At 59.4% G+C, this 16321-nt stretch carries 15 protein-coding genes; 4 read left to right on the top strand and 11 right to left on the bottom strand.

What is annotated here, in order from left to right:
• Positions 1 to 218: 218 nt before the first annotated feature.
• Positions 219 to 1511, top strand: coding sequence for an ATP-binding protein (locus tag C1717_RS08105; protein ID WP_102372691.1), 1293 nt, complete (start codon positions 219 to 221; stop codon positions 1509 to 1511).
• A 300-nt stretch (positions 1512 to 1811) separates the two neighbouring features.
• Positions 1812 to 2510 (top strand): protein adenylyltransferase Fic, encoded by a 699-nt coding sequence (fic, locus tag C1717_RS08100; protein ID WP_102372690.1) that lies wholly within the window; start codon positions 1812 to 1814, stop codon positions 2508 to 2510.
• Between the two features lie 120 nt (positions 2511 to 2630).
• Here the strand turns inward: fic and C1717_RS08095 are convergent, their stop codons facing one another.
• The 5 genes from C1717_RS08095 to C1717_RS08075 form a co-directional block, all read right to left on the bottom strand.
• Complete coding sequence (locus C1717_RS08095) at positions 2631 to 3821, bottom strand: helix-turn-helix domain-containing protein (RefSeq protein ID WP_102372689.1); 1191 nt, start codon at positions 3819 to 3821, stop codon at positions 2631 to 2633.
• Positions 3822 to 4035: 214 nt separating this feature from the next.
• Positions 4036 to 5934, bottom strand: coding sequence for an oleate hydratase (locus tag C1717_RS08090; RefSeq protein ID WP_102372688.1), 1899 nt, complete (start codon positions 5932 to 5934; stop codon positions 4036 to 4038).
• Between the two features lie 173 nt (positions 5935 to 6107).
• Complete coding sequence (locus tag C1717_RS08085; RefSeq protein WP_102372687.1) at positions 6108 to 6722, bottom strand: TetR/AcrR family transcriptional regulator; 615 nt, start codon at positions 6720 to 6722, stop codon at positions 6108 to 6110.
• A 377-nt stretch (positions 6723 to 7099) separates the two neighbouring features.
• On the bottom strand, positions 7100 to 8311 hold the full coding sequence (locus C1717_RS08080) for an ATP-binding protein (protein WP_102372686.1): 1212 nt from the start codon (positions 8309 to 8311) through the stop codon (positions 7100 to 7102).
• 127 nt (positions 8312 to 8438) lie between these two features.
• On the bottom strand, positions 8439 to 8810 hold the full coding sequence (locus C1717_RS08075; protein ID WP_146003682.1) for a transposase family protein: 372 nt from the start codon (positions 8808 to 8810) through the stop codon (positions 8439 to 8441).
• A gap of 227 nt (positions 8811 to 9037) precedes the next feature.
• Here C1717_RS08075 and C1717_RS08070 point away from each other — a divergent pair, with 227 nt between their 5' ends.
• Complete coding sequence (locus tag C1717_RS08070) at positions 9038 to 10468, top strand: alanine/glycine:cation symporter family protein (protein ID WP_219722299.1); 1431 nt, start codon at positions 9038 to 9040, stop codon at positions 10466 to 10468.
• Between the two features lie 72 nt (positions 10469 to 10540).
• Here C1717_RS08070 and C1717_RS08065 read toward each other — a convergent pair whose 3' ends face one another.
• From C1717_RS08065 to C1717_RS08040, 6 genes are all read right to left on the bottom strand, one after another.
• Entirely contained in the window at positions 10541 to 11923 is a 1383-nt protein-coding gene (locus C1717_RS08065; protein WP_102372684.1) for an ATP-binding protein, read from the bottom strand.
• Positions 11924 to 12138: 215 nt separating this feature from the next.
• Positions 12139 to 12618 carry a PIN domain-containing protein gene (locus C1717_RS08060; RefSeq protein WP_342745811.1) on the bottom strand — a complete coding sequence of 160 codons (480 nt, stop codon included), beginning with the start codon at positions 12616 to 12618 and terminating at the stop codon, positions 12139 to 12141.
• A 38-nt stretch (positions 12619 to 12656) separates the two neighbouring features.
• Positions 12657 to 13004: a type II toxin-antitoxin system RelB/DinJ family antitoxin gene (locus C1717_RS08055; protein WP_102372683.1), complete on the bottom strand. Its 348-nt coding sequence runs from the start codon at positions 13002 to 13004 to the stop codon at positions 12657 to 12659.
• A gap of 126 nt (positions 13005 to 13130) precedes the next feature.
• Positions 13131 to 14252 carry a HigA family addiction module antitoxin gene (locus C1717_RS08050; RefSeq protein WP_102372682.1) on the bottom strand — a complete coding sequence of 374 codons (1122 nt, stop codon included), beginning with the start codon at positions 14250 to 14252 and terminating at the stop codon, positions 13131 to 13133.
• A gap of 60 nt (positions 14253 to 14312) precedes the next feature.
• Positions 14313 to 14648, bottom strand: a complete 336-nt coding sequence (locus tag C1717_RS08045; RefSeq protein ID WP_102372681.1) for a type II toxin-antitoxin system RelE/ParE family toxin — start codon at positions 14646 to 14648, stop codon at positions 14313 to 14315.
• 165 nt (positions 14649 to 14813) lie between these two features.
• Positions 14814 to 15212, bottom strand: coding sequence for a hypothetical protein (locus C1717_RS08040; RefSeq protein ID WP_102372680.1), 399 nt, complete (start codon positions 15210 to 15212; stop codon positions 14814 to 14816).
• A 514-nt stretch (positions 15213 to 15726) separates the two neighbouring features.
• On the opposite strand from C1717_RS08040, the gene C1717_RS08035 reads away from it, so the two are divergent.
• The gene (locus C1717_RS08035; RefSeq protein WP_102372679.1) at positions 15727 to 16320 is read left to right on the top strand and encodes a restriction endonuclease subunit S domain-containing protein; all 594 of its coding nucleotides are present in this window, start codon (positions 15727 to 15729) and stop codon (positions 16318 to 16320) included.
• Position 16321: the final 1 nt, after the last annotated feature.

Genomic DNA, 16321 nt, shown 5'->3' with positions numbered 1-16321 from the left:
GGCCGCCTCCAGATGTTTGGGGTGCCAAGGCCATTAGCAAGTGTATGCGCTTCGACAAGAAGTCGCCCAAGCCACACTCTGGGGTGAGTAGAGGTATCGCCTTACAAGCTTGGGCTTCAGAATCACTTTCTCCCGTTTCAATGGCCTCTATTGAGAAAAAATGCCGCATGCGGCAAAATTGCTCAATAGAAGCAATCGGGAATCAAGGCGAGGCACACATGGAAATCAGGCGGGACCGATATCTCAACAGGCTCATCGACCGCATGCACAACGGTATGGTTAAGGTGGTCACGGGCATCCGTCGTTGCGGGAAGACGTATTTGCTCTTCAACCTCTTCGGCGACTACCTGCGCTCGGAGGGCGTCGATGACGAGCGCATTATCGAGGTCGCGCTCGACGTCGAGGAGAACGCCGCGCTCCGCGACCCCGCCGCGCTGTCCGCGTACCTGCGCTCGAAGATTGCGAACAGACACGAGCAGTACTACGTCTTTCTCGACGAGGTCCAGTATGCCATCTCGCGCGAGGAGCTCAAGAGCCCGGACGTCCCGCCCCGGCTCTATGGCGTGCTCAACGGGCTTCTGCGCATGCGCAACGTCGATGTGTACGTGACGGGGAGCAACTCGAAGCTCCTCTCGCACGACGTCATGACGGAGTTCCGGGGCCGTGGGGACGAGGTGCGCGTGCGGCCGCTGTCCTTCTCCGAGTTCATGCAGGACTTCGACGGCGACCGCTACCAGGGCTGGGCCGAGTACACGGTGTACGGCGGCATGCCCCTCACGCTCTCGATGCACACGGACGAGCAGAAGGCGCGCTACCTCGAGCGGCTCTTCGAGGAGACGTATCTGAAGGATGTCGTGGAGAGGTACGAGATCAGGAAGCGGGATGAGCTTGACGACCTGGTGAACGTGCTCGCCTCCGGCATCGGGACACTCACGAACCCGAACAAGCTCGAGAACACGTTCAGGAGCGTGCTCCATTCCAAGATCTCTTCGAACACGATTTCCAGCTATATAGGCTACCTCGAGGACGCCTTCGTCATCGAGGAGGCGCGGCGCTACGACGTGAAGGGGAGGGGCTACATCGGCAGCCCCCTGAAATACTACTTCGAGGACGTGGGGCTCCGAAACGCGCGGCTCGGCTTCCGTCAGGTCGAGGAGAGACACATCATGGAGAACGTGGTCTACAACGAGCTCAGGGCGCGCGGGTACTCCGTGGACGTCGGCGTGGTCGAGAAGCGCGTCCGCGAGGAGGGCAGGGACGTTCGCAGGCAGCTCGAGGTGGACTTCGTCGCCAACAGGGGCTCCGACCGCGTCTACATCCAATCGGCACTGGAGATGAGGACTCCCGAGAAGGCCGCCCAGGAGAAGGCCTCCCTGCTCGGCATCACTGACAGCTTCAAGAAGGTCGTGCTCGTGCGCGACGTGGTGAAGTCCCTGCGCGACGATCGGGGCGTGGTCACGATGAGCGTGTTCGACTTCCTGCTCGACGAGCATAGTCTTGCGGGGATATAGGAGAAAGAGCCGCTAGCTGAGTTCAATTTTGAGTTCAACTCGGGCGCGTGAAATGTGACTGATTTCGGTTAACGGGGAGACGACGCTACAGCACGTAGACGAGAGGCCATGGAAATGCACGATTCGATTACTGAGTGGGAATAGCACCTTCAGCCTGATCTTCTCCAAAAATGGTTATATTACGGCCTTATTTTCGCCACTCTGCACGAAGATAAGGCCGCGCGCTCTGCCGGTGTCCGCCTGCTTCGACGAGTCGGTACAATTAGTGTCAGAAATTGGGCATCCAGAAAGGCGGAAGCTGTGACGCTTGAAAACAAGCTTGGCATAGAGGGTGACGTGGAACTTGCCCGCGAGGAGGAGCGGCTGACGAAGAAGCGCGCTCTCGAGCTGTTCGAGAACGGACTTCTCGATACGTTCGAGGTTGGCACGTTCGCAGGCCTATCTAAGATTCACGGCTATCTCTTCCAAGACGTGTACGATTTCGCGGGCGAGCTCCGCACGGTCAACATTGCCAAGAGCAACTTCCGTTTCGCGTCGGTGATGTACCTTTCCGCCGCCCTCGACGCCATCGACGGGATGCCGCGGAGGACGTTCGACCAGATAGTCGAGAAGTACGTGGAGATGAACGTCGCCCATCCCTTCCGCGAGGGCAACGGGAGGAGCACTCGCATCTGGCTCGATGCCATCCTCAAGCGAGAGTTGGGCGTGGTGGTCGACTGGAGCCGGGTGGACAGGGAGGACTACCTTCTCGCCATGGAGCGCAGGCCGGTGCGGGACACCGAGATCAAGGCGATCTTAAAGGACGCCCTTACCGACGCTGTCGATGATCGCCAGGTCTACATGAAGGGAATCGACGCGAGCTACCGCTACGAGGGCTACAGCACCTACACGATGGATGAGCTTGCCTCTGAATTAGGCGGGGATGGGGAAGGCGTCAGCTCCGGGAGGATGGACGATGCCCCCATTTCGTCTGGGTGTTGCGGTAACGCTGACGAATGATGCTGTGAGCACCAAACCTTCAAGGAGGCATCAGGGGATTCCTCTGCTTGTCGGTAAAGCGATGGCTGGCGTTGCATTTATTTCCACCAGCCATCGCTTCACATTGAGCACCAAGCAGACTTAGGAGACGACATGCTCGAGCGATGCCACCATCTTTTGGTACCGCGCATCGTCGTTCGCGAACGCGCGCCATTCGGGTGAGAGAATGCGCTCGGCGGCGTTTTGGCGCAGGGCAGCGTGCAACGCGTCTACCTGGTGCGCCTTGTGCTCCGCCCATGCCTCGCCGAAGCGCGCGGGGTCGAGGCGGTCGTTCAAATGGTCCCAGAGTTCGGTCGCCGCCGTATCAGGGTCCACTGGGGCATCGATCACAGCTCCCACCGCGCGCTCGAGCGCGGCGAGGGCGCCGTTCCTCTCGCCTGTGCGGCGCAGCGTCTCGGCCACCTCGAAGGATATCGTGGCAGAGAAGAACGGATTCATCTCACCCATACCCAACGTGTCGAAGATCGAACGAGCTGCTGTGTCAGCCGTCTGCGCAAAGGCGGCGTCGTCTCGCATGCCCACCTCCTGTACGAGCGACGAGAGCACGAAGTTCGCTGCCCGAAGTCGCTCAGTTTGCAGAAGCTCGAGCGCCTCGTCGTCGCGCCCGAGCTTGCGGTAGGACGAGGCGAGAAGCATCGTCGGTGCGCCCGCATCCTGCCGGCGAACGAGCGCCTCCAGAAGTGCCGTGGCCTCCTCGTAGCGCTCTGCCTGGAAGAGCGCTGTTGCTTTCTGTTGCTGCGCGAGGAAGAGAATCGCCGGATCCGTTGCAACCTCGAGTGCGCGGTCGATCAAGGTGAGGGCTTCGTCTGTGAGCGCGTCGGCGTCGGACGGGGCGTTGGCCTCGATGCCGGCAGCGCCGTCCTGGTCGGGCGATGCTGCGAGCGGCGTGGTCATGCCCGCGGCCCATAGGGTGAGAAGCGACGCAAGCATGAGCAGAAGATTCGCGTCCGAGTAGTGCTCGGCAGCGAGCGTGCGCAGCCGCTCGTGCGCTGCGGTTCGATCTTGCTCGGCTAGCGCGTAGACCTCGGCGTAGAGTGCGGCCGACTCGGCTTCGGTGAGCGCGTCGTGCCAGTCAAAGAGCTCGTCCAAGGTGAGCGAGAAGTACGCGGCGATGCGCGGCAGAAGGCTTATGTCCGGGAGGCTTTGGCCGAGCTCCCATTTGGACACAGCCGCCTTCGAGACGCCGAGATGCGCCGCCAGGGCTTCTTGGGTTATGCCGGTACGATGCCGTTCACGCGCGATGGTGCGTCCGATGTTGATCGTTTCGCTCATGGGCTGTCCTTTCATTGCGATGAATGGATGGCGGCCGGCTGCTGCTTCCAGTATGGAATCAAGCTCCGATGGAATCAAAGGAGCAGCAGTTGACTTTGAGCGCAACGGGTCAACCAGGGCGCGGCGTCCCCGCCGTGACCATGGTGGAGGCGTTGGCGGTCACGGCGGGGCGCGTGTGGCAGCTGTTGAGGATCTTGCCTTGCGGCGCCTGTTCCTACGAGATCGCCTCGAACTCCCTCAGGACCTTCTCGATGTCCGTCCCCTTGATCTTCTTGAGCGCCTCTTTGAGCGCAAACCGCTCGACCAGGCCGAGCTTCATGTCGGTGATCGGCTTGCCGTCGCGCAGCTTCACGCTTGCCATGAGCAGGTCGCGCACGTCAAAGACGCTGCCCCACACCTCGGGCACGCCGCGGTCGACGTCGCAGAGCGTGTAGACGGCCTCCATGCCGGTTCGCATGGAATACTCGGTGGTGAAGATGGTGTCGCGCGGCGTCTCGGCGAACTGGCCTATGAAGGCAAAGTTGACCGCGCCGTCGGGTACCACGTCGGGGCGGTCTCCTGCGGCGCGCGGCATGAAGAACGCCGTGATATAGGGCATCATGACCGGCACCGTGTTGGCATGGTGCGCGGCGAGCTCGGCGATGCGCGCCTCCGGGACGCCCATGTGGTAGAGCCACTCCTGGCAGATCTCCTCGCCGGTGCAGTCGCGCATGGGCTTCTTCACGTAGTTGCCGGGTTCGTCGGGGAACAGGCCGTACACCCACACGCACAGCTCGTTCTTGGGCTGGTCGCGGAACTGCTGCTGGCGGTTGAGCGTCCAGCTCATGAGCCAGTTGGAGTCGGTGCAGGTCACGATGCCTCCGGTGACCACGTGGCCGGTGAAGGGGTCGCGCTTGCAGATCGCCTGGATGTAGGGCGGGATCTCACCGTCGAGGGTCGTCACCGTAGCGCTCATCCACTTGGTCTTCTCGGCATCGCCGCAGAAGGTGTCGGGACGGCCGAAGCTGGGGTCCTGCTCCGCGATGCGGCGCCACATGTCCCAGCCGCCGCCCGGGGCGAGCTCGGGCTTCCACGCGGCGGGTTTGTCCTGCGCCCCCATGGTGGAGTTTTCTACGCAGCCGCCGTTGGTGATGAAGACGAGGTCGTTCTCGGTGAGGTCGATGACCGTGGTCGCGCCGGGTTCGGCCTCGTCGCTCGCGGTGGTCTGGCTCAGCACGATGCGTGTCGCCACCTTCTTCGCGGGCGAGCTGTAGGGGTTGCGCGGGAAGGCCGCCTGCTGGATGCGCTGGATGGTGTCCTGGCCGGTGCCGGTGTGCGGGCGCACCGGGCCCGCACCGCCTCCGATGGAGAACCTTATGTCCTCGACCTTCGTGTTGAAGTGGAACTGCACGCCTGCTGCCTTGAGGTACTCGATGAGGGGCAAGATCATCGACTCGTACTGGTTGTACCTGGTGAAGCGCAGGGCCGAGAAGTCTGGCAGCCCAGCGATGTGGTGGATGTAGCGCTTGATGTAGAGCTTCATCTCGAGCGCGGAATGCCAGTTCTCGAACGCGAACATGGTGCGCCAGTACATCCAGAAGTTGGAGGAGAGCACCTCGTCATCGAAGAAGTCGGTGATGGGACGGTCGTAGAGCTTCTCATCGGGCGTGAAGAAGAGCTCCATGATCTCCATGGCAGCCTTGTCCGAGAGGCCGAACTTCCCAGCGCATCCCGCGTCTTGCCCGCGGTTCTTCGTTGCGCGACAGAGCGAGTAGTTGGGGTCCTCCTTGTTGAGCCAGTAGTACTCGTCCAAGACGGAGACCCCGGGCGTCTCGATGGAGGGGATGGAGCGGAACAGGTCCCACATCACCTCGAAGTGGTTGTCCATCTCGCGCCCTCCGCGCATGACGTAGCCGAGGCCGGGAATGTCGAGACCGTCGCATGCGCCGCCGGGCACGCTGTCTTTCTCGAAGATGTGGATGTTCTTGCCTGGCATCTGGGCGTCGCGAACGAGGTAGCACGCCGCGGAGAGCGCCGCGAGGCCCGTGCCCACGATGTAGGCGCTCTTGTGATCGATGCCCGCGGGTTTCTTGGGGCGAGCAAATGCTTCGTAGTTGCCGCTTGAATAGTACATGACAGCACCTTTCTAACGTGCGCATCGGGCGTGTCCCGTGCGTCTCATTCCATGGTGGAGCTGCGATGGGCGGCGCACCATAGACAGTGCCGTGCCTCTGTACGGTTTCTTATCAATACGGCCGAATTGTACAGATGGGCGAGAAAGGCGGGCGAGGTGCCCGTATCGCGTTCCTACGGAGCGGCAGACCCTTCCGGAACGCTCCCCTCGCTTCCGGCGACGTAGCCGCCGGGAATCTCGAGCCGGTCAAGCGCGGTTTCGATGGCACCGTCTGCGATGGTAGCCACGCGCTGCACCAGCCGCTGCGGGTCGTCGCGCATGTCTCGGGCGATCCAGTCCAGAACCGTCCCGATGAGCGCATGGGCGAAGAAGTGCGCGATGAAGTCCCTGTCCTGCTCGCGCACGTGTCGTCGCGCCGCGTGTTCGTCAACTACGCTTTTCACCAGGTCGCTCACCACGGGGACGAGAAACCGTTCAACCTGTTCGCGGCTCATGTCGTGATAAATGCTCGCGATGAAGGACTTGTTCTCGCGCAGGGCGAGAAAGGTGTCCAGAAGGCCGGTCTGCCAGGTGTCGGCGGTCTTGTTGCCGGCGATGGCTCGTGCGGCGTCCTCTTCGCACGCCCATTCGACCAGGTCGTAGATATCCTGGAAATGGTAGTAGAACGTCATGCGACTGATGCCGCAGTCGCTCGTGATGTCTGCGATGGTGATCTTGCCCAGAGGTTTCTCGAGCAAAAGGCGCTTGAGCGACTCCTCGAGCGCGCGTTTAGTGAGCTGACTTGGCATGGGCCCTCCCGGTGGTCGTTTCTCTCCGTATACCCGTGCGCGCGAGGGGATTCGCGGACAACGGTGGTGGCGCAAACGGAGTTGGCCGTATCGGATGGCGGACACGCTAGTTTGGGCAGGAATCCTAGAGCCTAGAAAAGGCTCGTTTGAAATTGCTCCCCACATACTGCTTGGGAGAAAAATGGGAATACGGTGTCGGCGTACAGTTTCTGTTGGTTTGATGCGGGCGCGGAGCGTCCCTCTTCGGATGCAGGTGTCTGCCGCGCGTAGACCGACCGCGCACTCAACTTCGCTTACGTCTCAAGTTTCACGAGTCTGCGCTGGCACACGTCTCGTATGAACGCTGCGGCGTTGCTGCCGAGGAGCGCCCTCCCGAGCTATTTCAGAAGCCAATCAACGAGGCTGCGCTGCTCAATGCCGTTATGGTCCGTCGCGCCGATGCGGTCCAGGGTGAGCAGCGTCTTGGGGTAGGCGTCCCCCAGCAGCTCGAGCGGACGCAGCTCGCGACGCAGCGTCGCCTCGTCCAGTACGGACAGCGCGACCTGATAGTAATGCGGCTTGCCCTCTCGCTCGGCAACGAAGTCGATCTCCAGATCTCCCACACGCCCTACGCGCACCGAGTGATAGCGCCGCAGCAGCTCTAGATACACGACGTTTTCCACGCGATGCCTGAGGTCGCTGCCGTCGCGTCCGAGCAGCAGGTGTCTGAAGCCAAGGTCGCCGAGGTAGTACTTGCCCCCCTGCTGCAGCAGGCGCCGACCCTTGGCGTCATAGGGGTCGGCCTTGAAGATGAGGTAGCACTCCATGAGCGCGTTGAGGTACTCGCTGACGGTGGTTGGGGAGACTTTTGAGCCGTTGGCCGTCAGCGTGTCCGCGACCGTTTTGAGCGAGAAGCGATTTCCAGCGTTATCGGCGAGAAAGGCGAGAAGCGCGCGCAAGACCGGCATGCTGATGCGGGGGTGCCGCGTCGCCACGTCTTTGACGAGGACGGTGTTGAGCACACCGTCAAGGTACTCGGGCACGTCCTCGGCGGGCAGTAGGGAGGCGTACGGCATGCCCCCCAGCGAGAGGTAGCGGTTGAGCAGCTCGGTATCGTCCGCGTCGTCCGTAAAGGCGGAGCGGGCGCCACGATACTCCGCGAACGAGAGTGGCAGGAGTCGGAACTCAACATAACGGCCGGTAAGCAGCGTGGCAAGCTCGCTCGAGAGCAGATCGGAGTTCGAGCCGGTGACGTAGACGTCGCAGTCTTCGCGCGCATACAGCGCGTCGACTGCTCGCTCAAAGCCCTTGACGCGCTGGGGTTCGTCGATAAACACGTAGCAGCTCGGGGAGCTGATGCGGGCGACGACGTAATCGTAGAGTTCTTGCGGCGTGGTGGGGGCGGCAAAGCCCAGGCGCTCAAGATCAACCGAGACGATTGACCTCTCGTTCACGCCGGATTCGACAAGGGCTCGCTGGACCAGTTTGAGCGCGGTCGACTTACCGCAACGCCTCAGGCCGGTCACCACTTTGATGACGTCACGGTCCTTCCAGCGGAGAAGCCAATCAGTTGCCTGAGGGCGCGGGACGATGACCGGCTGGTTTGTCATGAGCGAGTCCAATCTGTCCAACCAAATGGATAGGCTAAGGAAACATATTAATTTTATCCATTTATCTAGATGGATATCGGTGAATTGGTAAATCTATCCAACAAACTGGATATATTGGGGCCTAGAATCAGCCTTGCGGCACATCACGTATCACCTGCGCGTCGTGGCCGCGGAAGAACTCGTCCCTCATATGGCTGAAGATCTGCACGGTCGCCTCGTTGTCCGCGCAATTGCCCTTCCTCGACATGCTCCGGATGAACCCATTCTCAGCGAGCGTCCTGACGTACGCCGCATGCTGGTGCTGCCAGCCCATGTCATCGACCGCATGGGCTGCGTCCCCGCGCGCTACGCCCACGTGTCCGCCTCCCATGAGTCCATGTGCATCGACTACGCGTGTTTTCGGGCACTTACCTGACGACCAAAGGAGCTCCGGCGTGTGCTGGGCAGGCGCTTGTGCGCTGCCGAACGTCTCGGCGGCGCCCTTTACGCTATTCGCCATGGCCAACGGGCTTGTCTTTGCAGGGGCTCGGATCGCTTGGAGCGGGGGAGCAACGGGCATGTCCGGCCTTCCGCCCGAGGGGGATGGTTTGGCTGGGATTGGAGCGGGGCTGCCGTGGGCCATTTGCGGGCGCGCGTTCACATCCCCGAAACACGGGGCATGTACATTAAACTCTTAGGCCGCGCTGTCCGCGCGCTGCCGCCAAGAGGCCTATCGAGGGGAAATCCATGCTTGACCAGATTATGTCTATGCTGGCCGCACTGAATAACAACGTGCTATGGGGCATCCCCATGGTCGTGCTGATGATCGGGACGGGCGTGTTCCTGCTCATCGTTACCAAAGGAGCCGTGTTCACGCGTTTCAACGTCGTGATGCGCTACACCACCAAGACGCTCTTCAACCGCCCCGACAAATCTGAGCTAGAGCATGGTGCCATCTCGCCGTTCCAAGCGGTATGCACCGCGCTTGCCGCCACGCTCGGCACGGGCAACATCGTGGGCGTGGCGCTTGCCGTGGCCACGGGCGGCCCGGGCGCTATCTTCTGGCTGTGGTTGAGCGCGCTCGCGGGCATGGTCATCAAATACTGCGAGGTCACCTTGTCGGTGGCCTATCGAACCCGCAACGAGCGCGGCGAGATCGTGGGCGGCCCCATGTACTACATCTCGCGCGGCTTGGGCGTTTCCTGGCTCGCGGTGCTCTTTGCCATCTTCGGCTTCTTGGCATCGTTCGGCATCGGTGCGAGCGTACAGGCTAACTCACTTGCCACCAGCGTGAATGCGACCTTTGGCATTCCGCTTCCCGCTATCGGCGCCGTCGTGGCGGTGCTCGCCGGGCTCGTCCTCATCGGCGGCATCAAACGTATCTCTCAGATCACCGAGGTGCTGGTGCCCTTCGCAGCTGTGTTCTATCTCATCGCCGCCTTCGTGGTGCTCGTTTTCAACGCGGCCGAAATTCCAGCCGCCATCGGCATGATTTTCCGCGATGCCTTCACCGGCACGGCGGCAACGGGCGGCTTCGTGGGGGCAACGGTCATGTATGCCTGCCGCGTGGGCATGTCGCGCGGCGTGTTCACCCACGAGGCGGGCATGGGTTCGGCGCCTATCGCGCACGCTTCCGCCGACACCGACCATCCCGCCCGCCAGGGCCTATGGGGCACGTTTGAGGTGTTCTTCGACAGCATCGTCATGTGCACCATCACGGGGCTCGTGATCATTACTTCCGGGCTCTGGTGCGCAGACCCCATGATGTCCGAGGGCGCCATGAGCTCGGCGGCGTTCGGGCAGAGCATCCCGGGCGGCCAGTACGTGGTGACGGTGGGCCTCATGCTCTTCGCCTTCGCGACGCTCATCGCGTGGTACTACTACGGCGAGAAGTGTGTGGAGTACCTGTTCCGCGCGCGCCGGGGCGCCCGTGTGGCAATCCGCATCTACCAGGTGGCCTATGTGGCCATGGTGTTCGCGGGCTGCGTGGCGAACCTCGATGCCGTATGGGAGTTCGCCGACTGCTTCAACGGCCTCATGGCGATTCCCAACCTCATCGCGCTCATTGCGCTTGCACCGGTGATCAGGAGCCTCTCGCAGGATTTCTTCCGCGATCCCGACGTGCGGCGCCCGCGCAACACGGACTACGACGGGCTGCTGGTGTTTAGGGACAAGTAATGGGTTGATTGGGGACGGGTTTGTTTCATCCCCTTCGGACGCGAGGAATGCCTGCACACCAATGGCGAGCGCCTACCGATACAGCTCCTCCAGCCCGATGAGCGCCGTGCGCTCGTCTGCCTGCGCCTCAAACCCGGAGCGCGAGAAGAACCCGTACCGGTGGCACGTGAGCCCCGTCCGCTGTACCTGCTCGATCTCATCCTCGATCATCCGTTGTGTGATGGGTGTCGTGCGGAATTTCGCCTCGTAGAAGGAGTATCCGAGCGGGTCTTTGGTTACAACGTCGAACTCTCCGTTCGTCCTTGTCACCGGATCGTCGTAGGAATACGTGCCTATCAGGTCGAAGGGTGGCTCGCTATTACCCATGCGGTTCTGTCGTACGAGGTACTGGCGGCACACCTCCTCGAAGGCGCGGGGGACGAATTGGGTCTCAAAGTCGTCGTTCACGTAGCGGTCGTAATAGACCTCGGGGTCAAGGACGCTGCGCTGCGACAGATACCTGAAGACGTAGCGGTAGTAGAACTTGGAGAGCCCGTCGCAGATGACGTACGAGGTACGCTTCTTGTTGTTGGGATCGTTGATGGGTGAGCGCCGTTGGACAAGCTGCATCCCGATCAGCCTGTTGAGCACGTTGACCAGCGTCGCGCCGCTGGAGACGTGCGACTGGCTCAGGATGTCTCGGTAGCGGGCATGCCCGTCGGCGAGGGCGGAGAAGATCTCGTGGGCGTTGCCGATTTTCGTAATCTCGGAGAGCAGGTAGGAGGGCACCTCGTCCTCAAGCCGCGCATCCGGCTCGAGAATCAGGTGAATGAGGTTCTCCCGAACCGATGCGTTCTTGTCAATGAGGCGGTTGTAGTACGGAATGCCGCCGAACACGCTGAAGAGACGAACCTTATCCTCGCAGGAACGCTCCGGATAGAACTGCGCAGACTCGTAGTAGTCCATCGGCTGGAGGTTGATCTTGAGGTCGATGCGCCCATAGAGGGGGTTGTCTCGCTCCAGCAGGGACTTCATGACCTCTACGTACGACCCGCAGAGGATAAGCGAGAGGTGCGAGCGGTCGCGATACTCGTCGAGAAGAACCTGGAGGATGCTGTCCATTCCTTTCACGACGTCGCGGAGGTAGGGATACTCGTCGATGGCGAGCACGATCTTCTCGCCTGTCGCTCGGTCGAAGACAAAGCGCAGGGCGGCCTCGATGTCGGAGAAGGCGAGCGGCGGCATATCGAAGGCCTCCGCGATGACCTCGGAGAGGTTTTTCGTGTTGTTCTCGGTGGTGGTCTGGCGGCACTCGTAGTAGATGGTACGTGCGTCGCTTGCCTGCCGCATGGTGTGGAGGATGAGCTCGCTCTTGCCAACGCGCCGCCTGCCGTAGAGGAGTGCTGCGTTTTGGATGGGGGAAGAAAGCTGGGCCAGGAGCTTTTCCTGCTCTTTCGTGCGGCCGATGAATGTCATTTTTGCTCACCTCAGTTTACTCAAAAAAGTTGAGTCAAAATTTTTGAGTAAAGTATAACAGATTAGCTTGATAGGGGTTGCTTGGGGACGGGCTCGTTTCATCCTCCCAGGCACGAGGATTACCGAAGCTGACGCACTCGACTCCGAGCTCGCCGTCCCCCCAGGCACAGGGCGCTACGGCTTACTCCAGCTGCGCATATGCGCCGTTCAGGTAACTAACCATCGAGCTCGGCGAGCAGCTCGAGCCCTTCCTCGGCGGTAATGCAGAAATCGCCTACGTGCCGTCTGAGCGTGTCGTCGTGCGTCATGAGGAAGTTCGCATCGACGTCGTCGAGCGCGGCGAGGACGAGGTCATCTTCGAAGTCATCGTGGATGCGCTTGTAGGTGAAGGCGCCGAGCACCTCCGTGTGGCCGATAGGAGCGACGAGGGCTTTTTCGAGAACGCTGCGCACACAGCCCCAGGAAACCTCGCGCGCGGCAGCGGCGATATCGGGCGAAATGTCCTTTCCGGCGCGCCGGGCGTCGAGCTTCATGAGGCTCGCCAGTTGGTACGCGAGATCCTTAAGCGAGAGCGATGGAACATAGAGAGCGATGTCCTCGCGTTCGTAGGCCTTCGCTATAAACGCGCTCACCGCATGGTGATGCACGCCGCGCGCGAGGAAGTAGTCAAGCCAGATGTTGGTGTCGACGAGGATCTAGATGGGGAGGCGAGCGCCTTTGCACGGGGACTTCGTCATGCGAGCCCCCATTTCTCGAGCTGCTCGGCCGCGGCAAGCTCGCGGAGCTCGTCGTAATCGACGGCGCCATCCACGGGCTCCTCGATGCCGACCTCCTGGTAGAAGGTCGAGACGATCGCAGCGCCTTCAGACATGCGGTCGGGAGTGTCGCCGTCCGTTGCGCCAGCGGCTTGATCGCCGCGCAGCAGATGCGTCAAGGCGGGCGGGAGCGTGCCCTGCGCGGTAGCGAACTCCCACAGCGCGCGCACGACCTGCGACGGCGTGTACCCAAGCTCGGCGATGACGGCGTTGCCGGATGCCTTGAGGGCGGAGTCCATGCGGATGTTCATCTGTGCGGCAGACATGGCGGCCTCCTGCTATACATATCTTAGAATAAGTATAGCAAAGTGCGGAAACGGATTGCCTTCAGTGAGATCGCTCTGCCGCCTGCCGTTGCGCCCTCAGATGAGGCTTCCAGATCAAAGATTATTCTAGATAGAATTATTCTGCGGAGAATAATCTTGCTCTTGGAACGGAATGCGCACGTCGAAGATAAGCTGGTTGCAGTAGCTGCGCTCGAGCATCCGTTTCCGATGCAGTTCCTGCACAACAATACAGGGGACATCGCCCTTCTGTCGCGCCTTCGCTTCGATGTCGCGGGCACGGTTCATGCCCCGATACTCACCCACGCCTCCGCCGAATAGCCAAGCACGAGCAAATTGGTTTGCAGCCACCTCTTCGCTTTTTCGCTTGTTGGATGACTTATTGAATTCGAGCTGCGTTGTGGGGGTTTCATCATTAAGGATGTGGCCGAGCTCATGGAAGAGCGTCCAGATTACATGGTTGTTTTTCTTGCGGCGACCGGTGAGCTGAATTACGGGCACGCCGTTGCGCGTCCAAATGACAATGCCGTAGATGGGAAACTTTTCGGGCGGCTCGATGAACTGGCATATCACTCCAACGCTATCGAGCAGCTGAATTATGTCGTCGAGCATAGTGTCGTCGGCAGACAGAACACGCTCCTTGAGTTGAGGGAGGAGCTTCTCCAGCCCGTTCCGATCGTATTTGAGGCAGTGGGCGCGTTTGTATGCGGCAGTATGCTCTCCGGCTGCGAGCCAGGTCATCATGAGCGCTTCGTCGTATGTAGCGCTGGACTCGCGGAGCGTCGAAAGCGCCGCGCCGAGCTTAATGGAGCAACCAGCAGAGAAGGATTCAAAGGTGCCGTAGCCGGTAAAGCTGAGCAGATCCGATAGAACCTGTGTCTTATCCCGCATGGTCGCCGTGGTGGCTCCCAACTTACGCAGGTATGCGCCAAGCTGAGGCGTGACAATGCCTTCATGCTGCTTCAGCTGCTGATCGTTTCGCAGGCGAGTACAATCATTCTGATACTGTGCTTCGTAGCGAAGCCATGCGTCACTCGGAATTGAGGTGACGCGGCCTAGCTTAATCGCGGTATCTGGCGTAATCGGCGCTTTTCCGTTTATGATCTCGTTAACAAGTTTCCTAGACACATCGAGCTGCTGGGCAAGTTCTGCCTGGGTGATGCCGTTGCCCTCCTCCTCTATCCATTCCTGGAGGAACTCACCCGGCGCTACGGCATAGTTGGTAGGCATGAGTTATCATCTCCTCTTCCAGTGTTTAATTTTCAGGTATCGCTTTTAAGTTCGCCTTGCTTACTCTTCGTGATAATCAATTATTTCGACAACGCGCGCCTCGGTCGACTGCCTTTCCTCCTCGATATCGATAATCCGGACGCCATTTTTGAGCGGCTCGATGATGATTCGTTCGTTAGAAGAGACGGCACCTGACCACTGACCCTTCCTGTTTTCCTTGAGCCGATGCCATTTGCCCAACGGGTCGTTCATCTCTAGTTGCGCAATGCTGTCGCTTGCTTTAAGCGCGGCGATTCGAAGCCTTAGCTTTCGCTCGATGTCTGGTCGCCGCTTATGCATCTCGCGCTCGTCCTCGCAAAGCTTCTGGAGCTTCTTGGTTTGAAACGAGACTTTCATTGATCGCTGCCCATGAGGAGGGGATGATTGTGTGTCATGTTTACGCCACTCCTTTCATGTAACCTGATTAGTTACATGTAGTATAGACGCTTTGCTTGTACATGTCTATAATGATGTAACGAAATAGGTTACTCATCTTATATGACGTGCATTGGAGGAAATCCTCTACTCAACAGAAGTGCCGGAATTCCTTAGCGCGGCCATATCCTCCTTGCTCAAAAGCCAAAGCCGCGAGGGAGCTTCTGAGATTCCGTCGGCGTCGAAGACGACCTTATCGTTGTAGAACACGCCCGCTTTCGCTGGCTCATCGCATTGGCTGAATTCCGCCGGTTCGGCGGGACGCATATACCGTGTTACGCACAGGCAGCCGTCGTCAAAGAAGATGGCGCGCCCGCATTCGTTGCAAAGCCAGATCTCCGCTTTTTCGCCGGGGAGATAGGGCAGGCGGAAGAATGTCTCGCTTTCTGCGTACTCGTTCATGAGGTTCTCGGAGACAAAGCGGTGGATAGTCTCGACACTGTTGCCGCGGACGTCGTTGCCGCAAACGCAGCCAATATGTGCCATGCGGAGCTCCTTAGAAATCGACTAATAATTTAGATGTCGCTGACTACAGTAAATGCCACACGGTTAAGGGCGGGATGTCTGGCAAACACAGGAAAGGGCTTGAATATAAAGCTCAAGGTGTTGATATCGATATTATCGATGCGGATACTTTTTTCGAGATGCTCGGTGATTAACGCTAGCCGCGCTCTGACAGAGCGCACCGTTGTGTTCGCAACGCAATAGATGACGCCAGCTCACGCGTCAACTCTGTTGAGACTAACCGATTGCAAAAAAGCTGATTATGCAGTAATAGAAATGTTCAAAATAATTAGAACATTTCTATTGACTCGTTTCACCTCTCCAGTATTATTGTTCTTAACAATTGGAACATGTTTCAGCTTCTATCAGAATCCACATCGGATTGAAGAAAGGACGATCGCGTAAGTCATTAGTGTTGTAAAGAGACCACCAGAACTGGTGCATAGCAAAACTAAGCGCCGTTGTGGTCCGCATGCCATTCAGAAAGGAGATGAACATGCCTTGCGAATACCTGCCTCTTGGCTCGCTTGTTGATATAAAAACTGGCGCACCTATGAGCCGCGCAAAAAAAATAGCAGTCGGAGACGACCTAATTGAAACAAGGGTGCTCGTTCCAGCCGCGATGGCAGATTCGCGCATCGATGACGCTCAGCTTGTGATCGAGAAGGTTTCGAAGGTCAAAGAGGAGCTTTTTACACGAGAGGGCGACGTAATCATCAAAGCATCTACCCCCTATGACTGCGTCTACATCGACAAGGAGCATGAGGGGCTGCTGGTCACCTCATTTGGTCTCATACTTCGGTCGACCTCGGAATCATTAGTTGATATGCGCTACCTTGCTTTATTTCTCGGACTCGAACAAGCAAACACAGAGCTTCAGAATATGAGTAAAGGCATGACCATCCAGCTTCTAAAGAAGAGGGATATCGGTGACTTAATGATTCCCGTTCCTTCGGCAGAGGAGCAGGCGCGGCTCGGAGCTCTTTCTGAAGGTGTCCAAAAGTACAAAGAACTTTGCCGCGCTATATCCGAAAAGAGCAGCGTGTTACTTCAAAGCGAGTTCGCTCGTATAGTGCAGGCTATTAACTGAT

Origin of the sequence: Enorma phocaeensis (assembly GCF_900186505.1) — a bacterium.
Lineage (GTDB): Bacteria > Actinomycetota > Coriobacteriia > Coriobacteriales > Coriobacteriaceae > Enorma > Enorma phocaeensis.
This window is presented reverse-complemented; position numbering and strand designations above follow the sequence as displayed.

Excerpts from the sequence above, each read along its gene's own strand:
- C1717_RS08035 (WP_102372679.1), top strand. The coding sequence starts at position 15,727 with ATGCCTTGCGAATACCTGCCTCTTGGCTCGCTTGTTGATATAAAAACT.
- C1717_RS08090 (WP_102372688.1), bottom strand. The coding sequence starts at position 5,934 with ATGTACTATTCAAGCGGCAACTACGAAGCATTTGCTCGCCCCAAGAAA.
- C1717_RS08075 (WP_146003682.1), bottom strand. The coding sequence starts at position 8,810 with ATGGCGAATAGCGTAAAGGGCGCCGCCGAGACGTTCGGCAGCGCACAA.
- C1717_RS08070 (WP_219722299.1), top strand. The coding sequence starts at position 9,038 with ATGCTTGACCAGATTATGTCTATGCTGGCCGCACTGAATAACAACGTG.
- C1717_RS08055 (WP_102372683.1), bottom strand. The coding sequence starts at position 13,004 with ATGTCTGCCGCACAGATGAACATCCGCATGGACTCCGCCCTCAAGGCA.
- C1717_RS08040 (WP_102372680.1), bottom strand. The coding sequence starts at position 15,212 with ATGGCACATATTGGCTGCGTTTGCGGCAACGACGTCCGCGGCAACAGT.
- C1717_RS08105 (WP_102372691.1), top strand. The coding sequence starts at position 219 with ATGGAAATCAGGCGGGACCGATATCTCAACAGGCTCATCGACCGCATG.
- C1717_RS08085 (WP_102372687.1), bottom strand. The coding sequence starts at position 6,722 with ATGCCAAGTCAGCTCACTAAACGCGCGCTCGAGGAGTCGCTCAAGCGC.
- C1717_RS08045 (WP_102372681.1), bottom strand. The coding sequence starts at position 14,648 with ATGAAAGTCTCGTTTCAAACCAAGAAGCTCCAGAAGCTTTGCGAGGAC.
- C1717_RS08095 (WP_102372689.1), bottom strand. The coding sequence starts at position 3,821 with ATGAGCGAAACGATCAACATCGGACGCACCATCGCGCGTGAACGGCAT.
- C1717_RS08065 (WP_102372684.1), bottom strand. The coding sequence starts at position 11,923 with ATGACATTCATCGGCCGCACGAAAGAGCAGGAAAAGCTCCTGGCCCAG.
- C1717_RS08080 (WP_102372686.1), bottom strand. The coding sequence starts at position 8,311 with ATGACAAACCAGCCGGTCATCGTCCCGCGCCCTCAGGCAACTGATTGG.
- C1717_RS08050 (WP_102372682.1), bottom strand. The coding sequence starts at position 14,252 with ATGCCTACCAACTATGCCGTAGCGCCGGGTGAGTTCCTCCAGGAATGG.